General features: G+C 60.3%; 17 protein-coding genes. 4 read left to right on the top strand and 13 right to left on the bottom strand.

Going from position 1 to position 17,230, the window contains the following annotated elements:
* Positions 1–14 precede the first annotated feature (14 nt).
* From KW841_RS04405 to KW841_RS04385, 5 genes are all read right to left on the bottom strand, one after another.
* Positions 15–716 carry a VIT family protein gene (locus tag KW841_RS04405; RefSeq protein ID WP_007974824.1) on the bottom strand — a complete coding sequence of 234 codons (702 nt, stop codon included), beginning with the start codon at positions 714–716 and terminating at the stop codon, positions 15–17.
* 60 nt (positions 717–776) lie between these two features.
* Complete coding sequence (locus KW841_RS04400) at positions 777–1,748, bottom strand: FAD:protein FMN transferase (protein WP_371319488.1); 972 nt, start codon at positions 1,746–1,748, stop codon at positions 777–779.
* The gene (locus KW841_RS04395) at positions 1,732–3,912 is read right to left on the bottom strand and encodes a PepSY domain-containing protein (protein ID WP_218473885.1); all 2,181 of its coding nucleotides are present in this window, start codon (positions 3,910–3,912) and stop codon (positions 1,732–1,734) included. Before KW841_RS04395 ends, KW841_RS04400 begins: the two co-directional genes overlap by 17 nt.
* Before the next feature lie 25 nt (positions 3,913–3,937).
* A complete protein-coding gene (locus KW841_RS04390; RefSeq protein WP_218473883.1) occupies positions 3,938–4,408 on the bottom strand; it encodes a DUF2271 domain-containing protein in 471 nt (156 codons plus the stop codon).
* A 92-nt stretch (positions 4,409–4,500) separates the two neighbouring features.
* Positions 4,501–4,824 (bottom strand): PepSY domain-containing protein, encoded by a 324-nt coding sequence (locus KW841_RS04385; RefSeq protein ID WP_218473881.1) that lies wholly within the window; start codon positions 4,822–4,824, stop codon positions 4,501–4,503.
* Positions 4,825–4,956: 132 nt separating this feature from the next.
* Here KW841_RS04385 and KW841_RS04380 point away from each other — a divergent pair, with 132 nt between their 5' ends.
* The gene (locus KW841_RS04380) at positions 4,957–5,616 is read left to right on the top strand and encodes a response regulator transcription factor (protein WP_218473879.1); all 660 of its coding nucleotides are present in this window, start codon (positions 4,957–4,959) and stop codon (positions 5,614–5,616) included.
* On the top strand, positions 5,613–6,956 hold the full coding sequence (locus KW841_RS04375; RefSeq protein WP_007974815.1) for a HAMP domain-containing sensor histidine kinase: 1,344 nt from the start codon (positions 5,613–5,615) through the stop codon (positions 6,954–6,956). Before KW841_RS04380 ends, KW841_RS04375 begins: the two co-directional genes overlap by 4 nt.
* 8 nt (positions 6,957–6,964) lie before the next feature.
* On the opposite strand, the gene KW841_RS04370 is transcribed toward KW841_RS04375, so the two are convergent.
* The 5 genes from KW841_RS04370 to KW841_RS04350 all read right to left on the bottom strand — a co-directional run bounded on the left by KW841_RS04370 (position 6,965) and on the right by KW841_RS04350 (position 10,304).
* Positions 6,965–7,135 carry a DUF1289 domain-containing protein gene (locus tag KW841_RS04370; RefSeq protein WP_218474564.1) on the bottom strand — a complete coding sequence of 57 codons (171 nt, stop codon included), beginning with the start codon at positions 7,133–7,135 and terminating at the stop codon, positions 6,965–6,967.
* A 13-nt stretch (positions 7,136–7,148) separates the two neighbouring features.
* Complete coding sequence (locus KW841_RS04365; protein ID WP_218473876.1) at positions 7,149–7,520, bottom strand: hypothetical protein; 372 nt, start codon at positions 7,518–7,520, stop codon at positions 7,149–7,151.
* A gap of 39 nt (positions 7,521–7,559) precedes the next feature.
* Entirely contained in the window at positions 7,560–8,489 is a 930-nt protein-coding gene (dmeF, locus tag KW841_RS04360; protein ID WP_218473874.1) for a CDF family Co(II)/Ni(II) efflux transporter DmeF, read from the bottom strand.
* 19 nt (positions 8,490–8,508) lie between these two features.
* Positions 8,509–8,784, bottom strand: coding sequence for a metal/formaldehyde-sensitive transcriptional repressor (locus tag KW841_RS04355; protein ID WP_218473872.1), 276 nt, complete (start codon positions 8,782–8,784; stop codon positions 8,509–8,511).
* A gap of 248 nt (positions 8,785–9,032) precedes the next feature.
* Positions 9,033–10,304, bottom strand: coding sequence for an MFS transporter (locus tag KW841_RS04350; protein WP_218474562.1), 1,272 nt, complete (start codon positions 10,302–10,304; stop codon positions 9,033–9,035).
* A 301-nt stretch (positions 10,305–10,605) separates the two neighbouring features.
* Here KW841_RS04350 and KW841_RS04345 point away from each other — a divergent pair, with 301 nt between their 5' ends.
* The gene (locus tag KW841_RS04345) at positions 10,606–11,733 is read left to right on the top strand and encodes an MFS transporter (RefSeq protein WP_218474560.1); all 1,128 of its coding nucleotides are present in this window, start codon (positions 10,606–10,608) and stop codon (positions 11,731–11,733) included.
* Between the two features lie 61 nt (positions 11,734–11,794).
* The gene (locus KW841_RS04340; RefSeq protein ID WP_218474557.1) at positions 11,795–12,889 is read left to right on the top strand and encodes a LacI family DNA-binding transcriptional regulator; all 1,095 of its coding nucleotides are present in this window, start codon (positions 11,795–11,797) and stop codon (positions 12,887–12,889) included.
* A gap of 67 nt (positions 12,890–12,956) precedes the next feature.
* Here the strand turns inward: KW841_RS04340 and KW841_RS04335 are convergent, their stop codons facing one another.
* From KW841_RS04335 to KW841_RS04325, 3 genes are read right to left on the bottom strand one after another with little or no spacing between them, the layout of a single operon-like run.
* Positions 12,957–14,567 carry an FAD-dependent oxidoreductase gene (locus tag KW841_RS04335; RefSeq protein ID WP_218473870.1) on the bottom strand — a complete coding sequence of 537 codons (1,611 nt, stop codon included), beginning with the start codon at positions 14,565–14,567 and terminating at the stop codon, positions 12,957–12,959.
* Between the two features lie 17 nt (positions 14,568–14,584).
* On the bottom strand, positions 14,585–16,372 hold the full coding sequence (locus KW841_RS04330) for a thiamine pyrophosphate-binding protein (RefSeq protein WP_218473868.1): 1,788 nt from the start codon (positions 16,370–16,372) through the stop codon (positions 14,585–14,587).
* Positions 16,369–17,094 carry a ThuA domain-containing protein gene (locus KW841_RS04325; RefSeq protein WP_218473866.1) on the bottom strand — a complete coding sequence of 242 codons (726 nt, stop codon included), beginning with the start codon at positions 17,092–17,094 and terminating at the stop codon, positions 16,369–16,371. Before KW841_RS04325 ends, KW841_RS04330 begins: the two co-directional genes overlap by 4 nt.
* Between the last annotated feature and the right edge of the window lie 136 nt (positions 17,095–17,230).

Raw genomic sequence — 17,230 nt, 5'->3', positions numbered from 1 at the left:
AACGCAGTCGCCCGCTAGACCACTGCGCCAAACACGTGCCCCACCAGTGCAGTAATCCCCATGGCCAGGGCCCCCCAGAATGTTACCCGCCAGGCGCCGGTCATGACGTTGGCCCCGCCAGCCTTGGCGGCAATGGCGCCCAATGTCCCGAGAAACACTAATGACATGGCCGATATCCAGGGCCCGACGCTGTGCGCCGGGGCGAAAAAAGTCACGGCCAGGGGCAACGCGGCGCCCACCACGAAACTGGCGGCGGAGGCCAGGGCGGCCTGCAAGGGTTTGGCGGTGAGGGTGGCGCTGATGCCCAACTCGTCCCGGGCATGAGAGCCCAGTGCGTCATGGGCCATCAATTGATCGGCCACTTGATGCGCCAGTTCGGGTGATACGCCGCGATGCATGTAGATGTTGGCAAGCTCGATGTGCTCGGCTTTCGGGTCGCTCGCCAGTTCTGCCCGTTCCCGGGACAGATCGGCCCGCTCGGTATCGGCCTGGGAGTGCACGGAAATGTATTCGCCAGCGGCCATGGACATGGCACCGGCCATCAGCCCTGCCATACCGGTAACCAGCAACGTGGCATGGCTGGCGTTGGCGGCCGCGACGCCGATCAGCAGGCTGGCGGTAGAGACAATCCCGTCGTTGGCCCCAAGGACGGCGGCGCGCAGCCAGCCGATACGATCGCTTCGGTGTGCCTCGGTGTGCCTGTGCATGAATTTCATTGTTTAACGGGACTCACTGTCATTAGGCGGTTCACATCGGACGCGGGCCGGCAAACGGCGTCAGCGGGTTTCAATCTGCGCCTGCAACCGGCCGCCGACAATGGATATTTCTTTGAACTGTGTACCTTGGCGCAGCACGAACAGCGCGTCCATCCCGCGTTCTTGAGCCAGACGTGGGCCCTCGGTTTCGCCCAGCACCATCAACGCCGTGGCCCAGGCATCGGCAAGCATGCACGAGGCTGCCACCACGGTGACGGCGGCGAGCGAGTTGCACAGCGGCGTGCCGGTGGCCGGGTTCATGGTATGAGCATAGGACTGACCGGCCACATCAATCCAGTGTCGATAGTCCCCGGAGGTGGCGATTGCGGCATCGCCAAGCTCCATCACGCCCATGACTTCACGCACGCCCCGGTTGGGCTTTTCCAGGGCCACGGCCCAGCACTGGCCGTCAGGTTTGACGCCCCGGGCGCGCATCTCGCCATCGATGCCGACCAGGTAACGGTCGATGCCCAAACCGTCCAGGCAGCGGGCCAGTTCATCCACGCCAAAACCTTTGGCGATGCCACTCAAATCAAGGTTCAACGGCGCGCGCTTGCGCACCTGATTGCGTTGGGGCTCAACCACCAACGCGGCGCTGGCTGACAGTCGGGGACGCGGCGCAATCGAGCCGATCGCCTGCTCCGTGCCCCTTTGCTCCCCGGGGCCGAACCCCCAGGCGTTAACCAGGTCGCCGACAGCAATGTCGAAGGCGCCGCCGGATTGCTGACTGACGCGCAGTGCTGCTGACAGTACCGTGGCCAGTTCCTTGGGCACGGGCACCCATTCCTGCTCGGGGGCGGCGTTGAGGCGGTTGAGGTCCGAGTCGGGTTTCCAGGTGGACATTTGCTGGTCCACCCGGGTTACGGCACGCGCCAGGCGATGGCCAATTTCGTCGGTATCGATCCCGGCTTCGGCATAAAACAGGGCGGTGTAGCGGGTGCCCATGGTTTCGCCGTTCAGGCTGTAGCGTTGCAACTCAGTAGACGTCTTCACGGTAGCGTCCTTGTGTCTTGAGGGTCAGCACACTCAGGTTCAGAGGCGCCAACACTTCATCGAGGGCCTGCATCACGCCCTTGGCCATTTCGCGACTGCCACAAACCAGCACCTGGGCACCTTTTTCAATCAACCGGCGCAAGGCCAGGGCATCGCCGACCAGTCGGTCTTGCACGTAGCAACGGTCCTGAACCTGAGAGAAGGCGGCGCGCAGTGCCGTCAGGCGTCGGTCCGACAAGTATTGGTTGAGCTCCGGTTCATAGAGAAAGTCCGAGGCCGGGTTACGCCCGCCCCAATACAGGTGCATTGGGTGTCGGGCCTTGTTGTTGCGAATAAACCCGGCCAGAGGACCGATGCCGGTGCCGGCACCGATCAGGATTACCGGGTGCGTGCCCGATGCCGGCCGAAATTGCGGGTTGGGCTGGATGAAAGCTTCGATATGCGCGCCGATGGTCAGGCCATGAAGGAATTCCGAGCACATGCCACCGTTGTGTTTACGCACACAGATCTCCAGCACACCGTCCTGGGAACCGCTGGCCAGCGAGTAGAAACGCGGGATCGGGCTGCCCGGGGGCAGAATTCCGACCAGGTCACCGACCAGAAAGCCCGGTAGCTCGCCGCAGGCTTTGAAGCGCAGTACGTGGGTCGGCGCATTCACCTGTTCGCCATAGGCAATCCGCTCTGTCAGCTGCAATTGATGCTTGCGCGGCGGCTGCGGGGTGTGAACCAGCACCAGATCCTGACCCAACACTTCGCCGAGCGCGTGGCCCCAGCGCGCAAACTCCTGAGGTGACTGGCGGTTGACGGTTTCCAGCCCCAGCAAGGGCGAGCCACCGGCCTGCAACATCGCGTCCTGCACCTGATGGGCATACTGGCAGAACTGCGCGAACTGGCGGTCGCCCATGCCCAGCACCGCATAGGGCAGGCCAGGCTTGAGGCCGCTTTTGGCCAGCCGCGTCAGGAACTGCGAAGCCGAGGCCGGTGCATCGCCGTCACCGTGGGTCGCGGTGAGGATGAACACCCGTTGGGCATTGCGGTAATCGCCGCTCCATTCATTCATCGCCGCGCTGTGCACCTGGTGGCCACTCTGGTGCAAGGCGTCGTGCAGGGTTTTGGCAAAACCCCAGGTGCTGTTGTTTTCGCTGCCCACCAGAATCACGCTGTCGGCGCAGTGGGCCGGGCTGTTATGGCGGATGTTCGGGCCAGACTTGCGGCGTCGCCACCACAACAGAATGCCGGTCACGCTCATCAAGGGTACGCAGAGGGCGCAGAGCCCGAGCGGCAGGCCCAGCCACCACAGACCTTCGCCGGTGTGCAGCTGATAGATCAATTGGTAGAGGTTGTGCATCGAGTCGTGGGTTTGATAGGACAGCAAGGCGCCGCTGGCCTGATCCACGTAGCCGTCGCCTTGGGCCGTGCGCAGGGAAAACACGTCCCTCGGGTTGTCGGGACTCGGGAAGACCAGTTCGCGCAAGTCATTCAGGTCGGTGGCTTGCAAGGCTTGCAGGTTCGCCACCGGCAAGGCCGGGCCGGCGCTGACATGGGCGGGGAAGGCCGGTTCACTTTGACTGCCGTCGGCGATAAAACCAAAAGTGGTGGCGGACATGTAGAGCCCGCTCAATGCCGACAGCAGCAGCCCGAGCAGTGCCAGTCGCCCGACTTCGGCATGCCAGCGCTGACTGAAGGTGCCCCGCAGTGGCTGCAGCAGGTTGCGCCAGCCGCCCAGGCGCCGGGCCAGCAATAGCGCACCGGACACCGACAGCATCAGCATGAACAGCGCACCGACACCTGACACGCCATGGCCCGGCGTGCCAAGGAACAGCGAGCGGTGCAGGTCTTTCACCCAACGTGAGAACGCGGATGGCGCGTAAGGTACGAGGCCTTCGCCGGTCAGTGGGTCGACCTTTTCCGCCCCGGCCTGGCCGTTCTGGTTGTAGTAAACGATCAGCGTGCCGGACGCCGTGCGCTGGATCTGCTCCACGCCCGGAAAGTGGTTGGCTACGCGCCCGGCCAGTTGGCCGACGTTGAGTTGTCCGGCAGGCGAGGGCGTGCTGTGCAGGCGTTCCAGGGCCGGGTCGACAGACAGGATCGCGCCGCTGATGGCCAACAGCATGACCAACAGGGCGGCGATCAGGCCAGGCAGGGAATGGAACTGACGAAGCATGTTCAGCCTCCAGAATTGGCGGGTGCTACAGATCGTAAGTAAAGGAGTCGACGTAGGTACTGCCGGTTGCCGGCTTGCCTGCGCCCTTGGACGTCAGGGGCACGCTGACATCGGCGCGGGCGTCACGTTTGTCCTCGACGGCGCTGTCGATACGGATCTGATACCCGGCATCAATCAGGGTGTCTGCCAGTTCGACGCTGACTTTGAGCGTGCGCCCACTGCCGACACTGGCGCCGCTGACGCCGTCAAACTCTCTCGGGTTCATCCCGCTGCCACGAACCCAGTCGCCCAGGTGTTTGTAATATTTGGCCTTCTTGCCGGCCACCCAGAGGGTTTTCTGGTATTGGCCATTGGCGTCGGTGACGTAGATCGCCAGATAGGCATCATTGCCGCCGTAGTCCTTGAGCTGTGTGGTCAAGGTCACCTCACGGGCCTGGGCCACTCCCGGCAGGGCAATGGCCACTGCGAGGCAAGTTGCTGTGATGATCTTTTTCATGGCGGTGTCCTTTTGATCGTTAGGTCGAGAGCCTGGACTTGCTTGCTGACAGCAACCTGAAGCGCAGGAAAAACTCATCGACAGGCGGGGTGTCATTCGGTGAGCGGGCTGCCGAGGTAATCCCTGGCATCGCCGTCGTCCCGGAAATGGATCTCGAGTGTGTGCAGGCGCAGTGATGCCGGTGAATAGCTGGCTTCGATGCCATTGCCTTTGCGGTCCAACCCCTTGAGCTCGTAACAACCGTCGTCGACCTTGATGCGCTGCACGCTCCAGCCATACTGTCGCTCTACCTGCTGACGCAAGGTTTCGCGCGGTTGCCAGTCGCTCACCGGGTCGCTGCAGTCGTCATCGGCCAGGGCGTAACCGCTGAGCAGCAGGCTCAACAGCGTGGCAATGGCAATAAAAACTGATTTCATGATCTGTCTCCCGTCGAGGTCGGCGTCTGAGGCATACCCTAAGGTGCATTCCTGACAACCAGCTGAATCTTCAGATTCACGTCAGGTAAGGCGATTAAGGTGCTGCACGACAACCATCACAGGAGGGGCCAGATGCGGGTTTTATTGGTCGAGGACGCACCGGGATTGGGGGAGGCGGTGCGCGAGCAGATCGCCGATGACGGTCACGCGGTCGATTGGGTGCAGCGCCTGGACCATGCGCGCAACAGCGTACGCACCACGCGTTACGACCTGATCCTGCTGGATCTGATGCTCCCGGACGGTCGCGGGCTGGATTTTTTGCGTCAGCAACGCTCGGCAGGGGACGTGACCCCGGTGATTATCCTGACTGCCCAGGATCAGATTTCCGATCGTATCGCTGGCCTCAACGCCGGTGCCGACGACTACCTGGTCAAACCGTTCGACCTGTTTGAGCTCTCGGCCCGTGTGGCGGCGGTGGCCCGGCGTTACAGCGGCAATCCCAATCCACAGATCAAGCTCGGTGATCTGCAGGTCGACATGAGTGCACGCACAGTGCAGCGGGCTGGGGCGACGGTGGACCTCACGGCGCGCGAGTGGGCGCTGTTCGAGGCATTTGTGCAGCGCCCCAGCGCGCTGCTGTCCAAGTCGCAGCTGGAAGAGCGGCTATATGCCTTCGGCGCCGAAATCGAGAGCAATACCATCGAGGTCTATATCAGCCGTCTGCGTAAAAAACTCGGGCGCGACCTGATAGAAACCGTGCGGGGCATGGGCTACCGGTTGGTGTGCGCATGAAGCCGTCGTCAAGCCTGCAAAAACGTCTCGGCCTGGGATTGACCTTGGGCACGACCTTACTGTGGCTGGCGGCAACCGTCGGTGCCTGGCTGGTGGTGCAACATGAATTGAACGAGGCGTTCGACAGTGCGCTGGAGGAGACCGCGCAGCGCATCCTGCCCCTGGCGGTGCTGGAAATCAGCAATCGGGAAAATCCCCGTGAGGCACAACATGTCGCCACCCTGAAAATGCACAAGGAATACCTGACGTATCTGGTGCGCGATGCCAAGGGCCAAATCCTGATGCAGTCCCACGACGCCAACCCGAAGATCTTCAACCAACAACCGGCCGAAGGCTTTTCAACCACTAAAAAATACCGCCTGTACGCCGCCAGCGCGCTGCGTCAAACGGTGTTTATCGAAATTGCCGAACCGCTTGAGCATCGCCGTGAAGCGGCACGCGAAGCGTTGCTTGCCTTGTTGTTGCCGTTATTGGCGTTGATTCCCATCAGCCTGTTTGGCACCTGGATGTTTGTGCGCATCAGCCTGCGCAGTGTATTGGCCTATCGTCGTGCAGTGGAGGCTCGGGGCGTGGGGGATCTGTCGCCGATCCAGGTGGCCCGCCTGCCGGCCGAAATCAATCCGTTGGCCGAAGCGGTCAACCACCTGCTGGAGCGTTTGCGCAAGGCCTTGGAGACCGAGCGCAGCTTTACCGCCAACAGCGCCCATGAACTGCGCACACCACTGGCCGCGACCCTGGCGCAGATCCAGCGTTTGCGTCACGAAGCGCCCGAAGGCCCGTTGCGGTTACGCGCAGCTAAAATTGAAAACGCGTTGCGCGAACTCACGCGGCTCTCGGAAAAACTCATGCAACTGGCCAAGGCCGAGGGGGGTGGGCTGTTGTCCGAAAGGCCCCAGGATCTCATTCCGTTGTTGGCGCATGTGGTTGATGAATGGAACCACAGCGGTGGGCACCGAATCGAGTTGCACCTGCCAACCCAGACGAGCCTGTACTCGACGATTGATCCGGACGCTTTTGCAATCCTGTTGCGCAACCTGATCGAGAATGCGCTCAAGTATGGCACCGCGGATCAACCGGTCGAAGTCAGCCTCACGGACCAGGCGCTGCTGCGGGTGGTCAATGGTGGCCCGCCGGTGCCTGAGCCTGTGTTGCAGAGGCTCACCGAGCGCTTTGTGCGGGGAAACAGTGAAATCAGCGGGTCAGGGCTGGGGTTGGCGATTGCCAAAACCATTGTGCTGGGGGTCAACGCGAGAATGAAATTGATCTCACCTGCAACAGGTCGACGGGACGGATTCGAAGTGTGCGTCTGGTTACCACTTGCATCGACTGTTGAATGGTGAGGAAGTGATTAACCCTGTGCTTTCCTGAGCCCTTTCAAGCGCACGTTCGCCCGTTGCACAGCGGCCATTTTTTCAGGCCGCTTCATGCGTTTCCACTTTCTGATGTCTTCCTTGCTTCGCCCGCAACTGACACACAGATCACCACTGAGCTGGCAAACGGCAATGCAGGGGTTTTCGATTTCCTAGCCATTGTCAGTCACCTTTGGCCACCCGTGATTGAGCCAGGCGACTTTTCCAGTCGCCACCGTGAGTACGTTGGCACTCTTGCTCAGAGTCGAAGCGGACATTGCGGTCTGAAGGGGTCAGGTCGATATTGGCCTCACGCAGCGCGATGGCCGTCAACTCAAGGATGCGCGCCTTCGCGTCAACCTGGGCGAGTTTCCTGTCAGCCAGGGTTTCGAACACCCAGATGACCTTCAGGGTTTCAGCCAATGCATTCAGGTCAGCGGTGTGGGTGAGCCAGGTAAAGCCTTTGATTTCACCTTTTGCTGTTTCGCACGCATCGGTGAGCGTGGTGATCAACCGGCGTTCGATCCGCGCCAGTTCACGTTTGCCTGGTGGCATCAGGGGTTCCTTTGGAGACAAGAGTGGGGAGGTGCGGGATCAGGCCGGTCGAAACTCGACCGTCAGGTGGCTGACTTCGTGCACAGGTTTAAGACGTTCACGAATGCTGTCGGCGCTCGCCGTGGCTTCGCCAAGGACGCTGACGATGGCCGCATGAGCTTGCGGCCCGACTCGCCACACGTGCAAGTCCGTGATGGTGGCATCCCCCGGTTTCTCGACTAGTTCGCGTATTTCCTCGGCAACGTGCGCATCGGTCTGATCGAGCAGCACACCAGCGGTGACCCCCATCAAGGTCCAGGCCCAACGCGCGATGACGATGGCGCCGACGATGCCGATCACCGGGTCCAGCCATACCCAGCCCAGATACCGGCCAGCGAGCAAAGCAGCAATGGCCAGCACCGAAGTCAGCGCGTCTGCAATGACGTGGACGTAGGCTGATTTCAGGTTGTTGTCGTTACCGTGATGGGCATGGGGATGGGCATGGCCGTGATCCTCATGATCGTGCCCATGACTGTGATCGTAGCCCAGCAGCAGGGCACTGATGACGTTGACGATCAAGCCGGCAATCGCGATGAGCGTCGCGGTGCCGAACTGAACCTCTGTTGGCTGCAAGAGGCGCATGACAGACTCAACGCCAATGCCCAGGGCGACCATGCCGAGGATCAGCGCCGAGGCGAACCCGCCCAGGTCTCCAACCTTTCCGGTACCGAAACTGTAGCGCTGGCTGTAGGCATGGCGCTTTGCGTATCCGTAAGCGGCCGCCGCGATGCCCAATGCACCGGCATGGGTTGCCATGTGAAAACCATCGGCCAGTAGCGCCATCGAGCCCGTGATGTACCCGGCGGTGATCTCGCCAACCATCATCACAAGGGTCAATGCCACAACCCAAAGCGTGCGCCTGGCATTTTCGTCGTGCGCCGGGCCAAGGAACACGTGGTCGTGCCTGTAGTTGATGGGGGGGCTGCTCATGATGTCTACCTGGATGCGTTCACTTGGAGTAACGGCGAATGGCTTCAAGCAACTCTTCGACGCCCTTGTTGCGCTCTGCTTCGCTCAACGCAGGGTTCGCGACATGTTCACGCGCGTGTTCCTCGATGATTTCTTCCATCAAGCCGTTGATGGCGCCGCGAGTGGCGGCCACAAGGTGCAGTGTCCTGGCGCAATCGAGATCCGACTCCAATGCGCGTTCAACGGCCTGGATTTGTCCGGCGATGCGTTTTACACGCTTGAGAAGATCGTCTTTGTTTGCTGAGATATGGCCCATTGGATGGATACCCCCCCTACCTATGCTTTGCGCATGATAGGCATACCCCCTATACCTATGCACTACATTTTTTGCGCGAGTTCTTGGGCCATGTGCATTAACAGTACCTCCCATACCCCCAGCCACGCATCGACTCGCAAACGCTGACGAGATTGATCCATCAACGAACGGGTCGAGGGCGAATTCACCATCACCCTCGATGCCTATGAAGGCCTGGCACTGCGTATCGCGAGCAGTTCGCCGATGATCTAGGCGCTGGTGTTGTTGACGACGGACTGTTTTACGCGCTTGTCGATTTTTGGCGCTCTCATCAGCAGTGGGCCAAATGTGGCTAGCAGGCCCAGCATGATCAACGGGAAAAACATCAGCGAATCCAGACCGAAATGGCTGACGATCACGGTGATGGCGGCGGGTCCCACGAGCATGCCCGAGAAGCCGATGCAATTGACGATGCCAATATTGCGGCCTGCATGTTGCGGGTCCCGGCGTCCGGCGGCGGAAATCATCAGTGGCGCGATGCAGGACAGGCCGAGGCCGAACAGTGCGAAGCCGAGGATGCCGGTAACAGCCGTGCCGCCGACGATGGTGAGGGTCATGCCGAGGACACAGACCGTCCCGCATGCGAAAACCACTTGAGCGTTACCAAAGGTCGCCGCCAGACGGTCGCCGAACAGGCGCCCGATGAAAGCCGCACCGACGAATATCGACACCGCCATGCCCGCGGTGGAAGTCGATGTTGAGAACTCGCGGCGAATGTACTCCTGGCCCCAGTCGGCAATCGCGTTTTCACCCATCATGCTGCCCAGCAGCAGAGCGCCGAGTGCAATCATCACCAGTAGCGTTCTGGTCGATGGACCCTTGCCGATTTCATCAGCGGACTGAGCGTCTGTTTGCCAGTCGTCGGATGATGCGTCTGGAACGTCATGCTTGCCCAGCAGCCACCGGCTGAAAATACAGCCGACAATCAGCATGGCGATGCCCAGCACGGTAAATGGCACTTTTACGCTGTCGGTGTAGAAACCCGTCAGCCAACTGCACGCCATCCCGAGCAGAAAGCCACCCAGCGAATAGAACGCATGGAAGCCGGACATGATCGAGCGCTGGTAAAACCGCTCCACTTGAACGCCATGGGCATTCAACGCGGTATCCAAGGCGCCACGCAGCAAGCCCAGCACAACGCCAAAACACATTGCAAACCAGAAACCGCTGACGAAACCCAGCGGGATAATGGACAGGGGGTAGGCGAGGGCGCACACGGTGATTACCGGTTTAGCACCGAAGGTGTCCAGCAGGCGGCCTACCAGCAGCGCTCCCGTCGCCGAGCCGACGCCGACCCCGAGTGCGATCAGGCCGAAGTTCGCATCACCCAGTTCACCGGTAAAGCCCAGTTGCGTCCTGAAGACACTCACCCCGGTCGACCAGATGTACATCATGGCGCCGATCATCATGAATCCGAGGAGCGTCGCGATACGCGCCTTGCGGATGCGATAGGGGATCGGTGTTTTTTGAACGTTATTCATCACGCTGCATTGTCCCTGTTGTTTTTGTTGGGTGTTCATGCGAAAGCTGAGTAAGGCAAGAGTTATACGTATAACTCCGTTCAAAAATAACATTGGTGACAAGATCGATGTCAACTTTTTCGTGGCTATTCTCAATTCAGGCGACGTATAGCATGTAGTTATGTGTGACGAGGCTGTTGGTTTTGAACGGATCCTGTGGCCGAACGGGTTATTATGAGTTATACGTATAACTCGAATTGATCCAAGCACAGGGGTTTCCGTGTCATCTCAGGAATTGCTACTGCCGTGCGCTACACCTCATATGCTGGCCTATCGATCGACGTTCCTGTTGTCGGGGTTATGCATGGGCGCCTGGGCTCCGTTGGTACCTTATGCCCGCACGCGAGCGGGGATCGACGACGCGGCCCTGGGGCTGCTGTTGCTGTGCCTTGGCTTGGGTTCGCTGGTGATGATGCCGCTGGCGGGTATTCTCAATGCGCGCAAGGGTTGTCGCTTTACGATGCACGTGGGTATTGCGCTGGTGTTGCTGACCTTGCCCTTGTTGGCGACGACTCACTCCTTCGCCGGTTTGATGTTCGCCCTGACCGTTTTCGGGGCAGGGTGCGGGTCGGTCGACGTAACGATGAACGTTCAGGGCGTGATGGTGGAACGCGCGACGGGACGCTCACTGATGTCCGGCTTCCATGGGCTGTTCAGCCTCGGCGCGATTGTCAGTGCTGCCGGTATCACCGCCTTGTTGTGGCTGGGCGCCACGCCGTTGATGGCAAGCAGTGCGGTCATGGCGACCCTGGTTGCCTTCGTCCTGACGCATGGCCGACAGTTGCTGGGGCGCAGCGGTGACGAAGGCAGCCCGATATTTGTCAGGCCTACCCGAAAGGTTTTACTGCTGGGTATGCTTTGTCTGTTCGCCTTCCTTGCGGAGGGCGCGATTCTCGACTGGAGCGCGGTGTTCCTGGCTGACGAGCGAGGCGTCCAGCATTCCCTGGCCGGGCTGGGTTACGCAGTGTTTGCGGTGATGATGGCGCTGGGCCGATTGAATGGTGACCGGATACTGCTGAAACTGGGGCCACGGGTGGTGCTCATTGGCGGCGGGCTCGTGGTCATGTTGGGGTTCGCGATGGTGGTGTTGGCGAATGACTGGCTGTTGAACCTGGTGGGGTTTGCGGTGATTGGCACAGGTCTGGCCAACATCGCTCCGGTTTACCTGTCGCTGGCAGGTGCCCAAAAGACGATGCCTGGTGAACTGGCCATTGCCGCCGCGACCAGTCTGGGCTACCTCGGCATTTTGATGGGGCCGGCAGCCATTGGCTTCGTCGCCCATGCAAGCAGCCTGCCCTTGGCGTTGCTCGCTGTTGCCGCGTTGATGATCGCGATCATTTTCAGTGCCACTCGACTGGTTCCGAAGGTTTCACCTCAACGGTTACACTGAGTGCATGGCGTTTTTTTTCACTGACCTCTCACGAGGTTTCAAAAAGGTTGGGAAGCAAGCGATGGCATCCGTTTCAATGAAAGATGTAGCACTGGCGGCGGGGGTGTCCCAGCCCGCGGTGTCTTACGCTTACAATCGCCCATCCAAACTGTCCGAGGCCCAGCGTGAGCATATCCTTGCCGTAGCGGCGTCACTGGGTTACCCGGGACCCAATGTGCTTGGGCGTAGCCTTCGATCAGGCAAGATCGGGGCGATCGGGTTGATGATGATGGACAAGTTGTCCCTGGCGTTCGCCGACCCTTGCACTGTTGCCCTGCTGCGAGGGATCAGCGAGGTAGGGGAACTGGAGAACGTCGCGCTGACGTTGTTCCCGCTCAACAACAACCGTTTTGTCGGCCGGACACAGGCAGCGAATCACGGCAGCCTTGCGCTGCGCGGGTTGGTCGATGGCTTGATTATCTCGACCTTGCCCGATGACCACCCGGCCGTGCTGGCCGTGGTGAAACAGAACATTCCGTTTGTGGTGATCGATTCGCCGTTGGTGGAAGGTTCTTTTTTTGTCGGGATTGATGACCGGGGTGCCGCACGTGCGCAGATGCGTCACTTGCTGGATCTGGGGCATCGCAAGATAGGGGTCATCATTGACCGTCTTAACCCGGACGGATACCGCGGCCCCATCGACCGGCACCGTTTCAAGAGTGCAAGTGAGCGTATCGTCAGGGAGCGGCTGACCGGCTACGTGGAAGAGGCAAGGGCAGCCGGCCTGGCATTCGAGGATTTGAGCATCATAGAGGCCGGCGGGCTTGACTCGACGTCCGGGCAAACCGCTGCCTTTACCTTGCTGACATCCAGCGACGTCACGGCGGTGGTGGCCTGTTCGGACGTCATGGCGATCGCTTGCATGAAAACCGCCCATGCGCTCAATCGCGAGGTTCCACAAACCCTTTCGGTGATTGGCTTCGACGATATTCCCGAGGCGGTGCAACTGGGCCTGACCACCATTGGCCAACCCATCGTCGAGAAAGGTGTCTACGCGGCAAGGCTTTTGACCGAGCAGTTGAATGCACCGGCCGATACTCCGCTGGAACCTGAACAGAAGATATTCGCCACCAAATTGATCGTGCGCAGTTCGACGCTCAAGGTGCAGGACGTTTAACGCCAATCGATGAACAAGGCTGCGGTGACCCAGCGCGACCGCAGCCTTCGGCTTCATGTCATGCCATTCATTGCACCAGTTGCTTGAAGTTCGCCGCGACCCGCAGGGCGTTGGCGGCGATGGTGAGTGCCGGATTGACCGCGGCCGATGACGGAAAGAAAGAACTGTCGACCACCCAGACATTGTCCAGGTCATGCATCTTGCAATTGAGGTCCAGCACGCTCGACACCGGGTCCTTACCCATGACCGCCGTACCGCATTGATGCGAGTTGGTGGCAATGCCCATGCGTGCTTTGAGGATCAGCGGGTAGCCTGCCGCCCGCATGACCTGGCTGGTCCTGGTCACCAGGCCTTCATGGGCTTTCAGGTTATTGGGTTTCCAATGGACCTTGATCGCACCGCGTTGCGCGTCATACGTGACCCGGTTTTCCCGGGTTGGCAGGTCCTCCGATGTCAGGTACAGGTCGACGCTGTGATCGGTGATGTAGCGCGAGGCGAACTTCGGCAGCCACGGACGCATGGAGGTGATCATGGGTTCGCGGATTTTTCCCAGCATCTGCACGTTACCCAAGGGAAACGAGTTGTGCGCACTGGCGCTGTACCAGTCGTTGATGGCCAGGGTCTTCTGGAAGATCACCTTGTTTTTGCGTCGAGGGTCGATCGCCAGCATGAACGTGCTGTTGTGCACCATGTAGTTGCGACCCACTTGCCCTGAACTGTTGCCCAGGCCTTCGGGGTGCTGTTCGTTTGCCGACTTGAGCAACAGCGCGGCGCTGTTTACCGCCCCGCAGGCCAGCACGAAGCGCTTGGCACGCAGCGTCACTGCGCGACCATCGATCAGGCCGTGGGCTTGAGTGACTGTCCGCCCGTCTGCAGCAGTTTTCAGTTGCTGGATCGTGGTGCGGGTCAACAGCCTGACGGTTGCACTGCGCAAGGCGGGCCTTAATGCGCAAACCTCGGCGTCAGCCTTGGCGTCCAGCAGGCAAGGGTAACCGTCGCACGTTGAGCACAGTACGCAGCCACCGCCATTGCCATAGTCCACGGCCGCAGGCATCACGAAAGGCTTGAGCCCGGACCGGCGCATGCTCTGCTCCAGGGAAGCCAGGGCAGGGTCATGTTTGAGCGCCGGTTGTGGGTAGGGGCCTGAGCGCCAGGGTTCGCTGGGATCGACGCCTGCCTGGCCATGTACCCGGTAGAGTTTTTCCGCCTCGGCGTACCAGGGTTCCAGATCCGCATAGCTGATCGGCCAGGCCGGAGAGACGCCTTCGGCGTGCTGGATTTCGGCAAAGTCTTCTTCGCGAAACCGCGGCAGCATCGCGCCATAGAATTTGGTGTTTCCGCCGACGTAATAAAATACGCCGGGCGAAAAGGGTTGGTTTGACTCGTCCAGCCATTGCTCGGCATTGCGATAACGGCCTTGCCCGAAGACGGATTCGGTGCTCCAGTTCTGTATTTCTCGTGGCAGAAAATCACCGCGCTCGACGATCACAACGTCCAGCCCGCTATCTCGCAGCGCATGGGCAAAGGTCGAACCACCCATGCCCGAGCCGATAATCACCACATCACAATTGATATTGCCATCTGCATCAGGTGTCACCACGTCGAGGGCGCGCGGTTCGCGCGACGCCCCCGATTGTGGATTCAGCTCTGCATGATGCGAAATCAATGCATCACTCATTTGAGCCGCTCCAGTACTTATAGGTGTTGTTCGGAGTTCCGGATTTCCCAGTACTCGTCCTGACGTTCGTCAGTGATGTATTCGGGAATCGGGAAGTCCCACCACCCCGGTACCCAAGGGCCAGCAGCGTCGCGGTCAGTCGGGATTTCGATCAACACCGGAGCGTTCAAGTCCAGGGCTTCCTGCAGGATCGGCTCGAGGTCTTCCGGGCGCTCCACACGATAGGACTTCAGGCCAAAGGCTTCGCCCACCGCTTTGAAGTCCGGGCTATAGGGCGTGCCGTCCGGATGGTTGAACTCGGTGCCGATATGGCGGCTGGTTTGCTTGCGCTGGCCACCGCGAATCGACATGTACCCGGCGTTGTTCTGGATCATGAACACGACCGGAATATTGTTGGTCACGCAGATCGCAATTTCCTGCGACGTCATCAGGAAGTCACCGTCGCCCAGAATGCAGACCACCGGCTGGTTCGGCGCAGCCAGTTTGGCACCGATGGCGGCAGGCACGGCCCAACCCATGGAGGAGAACCCGCCGGAGGTCAGGTGAGTGCGAGGGGTGTAGACCGGGAAGGTCTGCTTGACCGCGCCCTGGGTGTTGCCGGAGCCGACCACCACGATGGTGTCCCGCGGGAAAATCTTGCGCAGCGCGCCCAATGGACGTTGCGAGGTGAACGGGAAGCGGTCGGAGTCACGACGACCGGCCAGCTTGCTTTCCCATTCGTCCTGATAGCCGCGCAGATCGCTGAGGTACTCTTCGCGATCGACAGTCTGACCTTTCAGACCCTCAACGATATGGGCCAGCGCGTGCTTGGCGTCGGCACAGATTCCGACCGTAACGGGGTAGTTCTTGCCGATTTCGTGCGGGTCGATGTCGATGTGGATCAACTTCGACGGCGGAATGGCGAAGGTCACGCCCTTGGCATAACTGGACGACGACCAGTCGGTGAAACGGCAACCTACGGCGATGATCACATCGGCCGTCGAGGCCACTTTGTTGCCGCACATCGTGCCAGTCTGGCCGACGCTGCCGGCGAACAACGGGTGGTCTTCCGGGAAGCCGCTTTTGCCGTTCCAGGTGGTGACCACCGGAATTTGCCAGGCCTCGGCCAAGGCGAGCACTTCAGCGCTGGCTTCGCCCGTGATGACACCGCCACCGATGACCAGCACCGGGCGTTTGCAGGATTGCAATTCTTCAACGGCGCGAGCAGTGGCCGCCGGATCCGGGAAGCATTTGCCGATCGGCGTACGTTCTTCCAGGGCGTGGAGGGTCACTTCCGCGGCCTCGGCCTGGACGTCCATCGGGATTTCCAGATGGACCGGACCTGGGCGACCGGTGACCATCGAGCTCCAGGCCCGATGCATCATGAACGGCAACTCTTCAACGCGCGTCGCGACCCAGTGCCGCTTGGTCACGGCCTCGGCGATTTTAGGGAAGTCGTTGTCGGTGTAGCGTTCCAGTTCCTGCAGCAGACCGTGGCCACGCATGTGCGTGGGTGGCCCGCCAGTGATCAGCATCAGGCTGGTGGAGTCGGTGAACGCGGTGGCCATGCCGATCACGGTGTTGGCGGCCCCGGCGCCGATGGAGGTTACCGCAGCCATCGGCTTTCCGGCCACGCGGTAGTAACCATCTGCCAGATGCACGGCGCTCTGTTCGTGGAAGACCTGGATGAACTTGAGTTTCGAGTCTTCTTCGAGGAAGGCGTCGGTGAGTGTCCAGATGCCGTGGCCGGGAATGCCGGCGACATACTCGACGCCGTAGTTTTTCAGGGTTTGTGCCACGATCTGGCTGCCGGTCAATTTGCTCATGACAGGACTCCTTGGGTTGATGAAAGCGGGGTGGATGCGGTGGTTTTGCCTTGATTTTCAGCTCGCCCGCGCGTAGCCCAGTTCAGGCCTTGCTTGGTCAGGCGGCGAATATTCGGGTCGGCGAGGTTGCTGGTGTCGTGTCCGATCGAGTGATAGAACACGCGTCCCTGGCCCCACTGGCGAACCCAGGCGACCGGGCTGCGATGGCCCTTGATCCACGGGAACGGGTTGCCGTCGAAGGTGGTTTCGGCGAGCACATGGATGTTCGGGTCGACCTGCATGTAGTACTGCTCGGAACGCACCTCGAAATCCTCGACGCCTTGAGTGACTTCGTGGGTGCGGTCGATGACGTTGACCTGGTACGGATGGGGAAAGCCTTCGCCCATCGGATGCTCGAGAAAGGAACCGCCCAGTACCCAGTGGTACTTGAGGCTTGCGCGAAAGGCCGCGCCCGCACCGTGCCAACCCACCAGGCCGGTGCCGCTTTCGATCGCTTTGAGCAGGCGATTTTCCTGCGAAGCGGTCAGCGTTTCAGTGGTGACCGCGTTGTTCCAGCCGATCACGATCAGGTCATAACCGGTCAAATCCCTGTCCAATGTGAAGATGTCTGTCGACTCTTCAACGTCGAAATCCAGTTCCTGGAAAACGGTCCGGGCCCACCCGGCGATTTCATAGGGGAAATGGCCGGGCCAGCCACCGTATAGATACAAGACTCGACTCACGGTTGGTCACCTCTTAGGTTGGGTGTGATTATTAGGTTATACGTATAACCGCTTATTTAAGCTATCACTCAAAACCGTACTGTCAATGCCTTGATCGGATTTTTAATGAAATGACCCAGTAGAATAGGAGTGGCGT

Origin of the sequence: Pseudomonas sp. PDM28, assembly GCF_019219115.1 — a bacterium.
GTDB classification, from domain to species: domain Bacteria; phylum Pseudomonadota; class Gammaproteobacteria; order Pseudomonadales; family Pseudomonadaceae; genus Aquipseudomonas; species Aquipseudomonas laurylsulfatiphila.
This window is presented reverse-complemented; position numbering and strand designations above follow the sequence as displayed.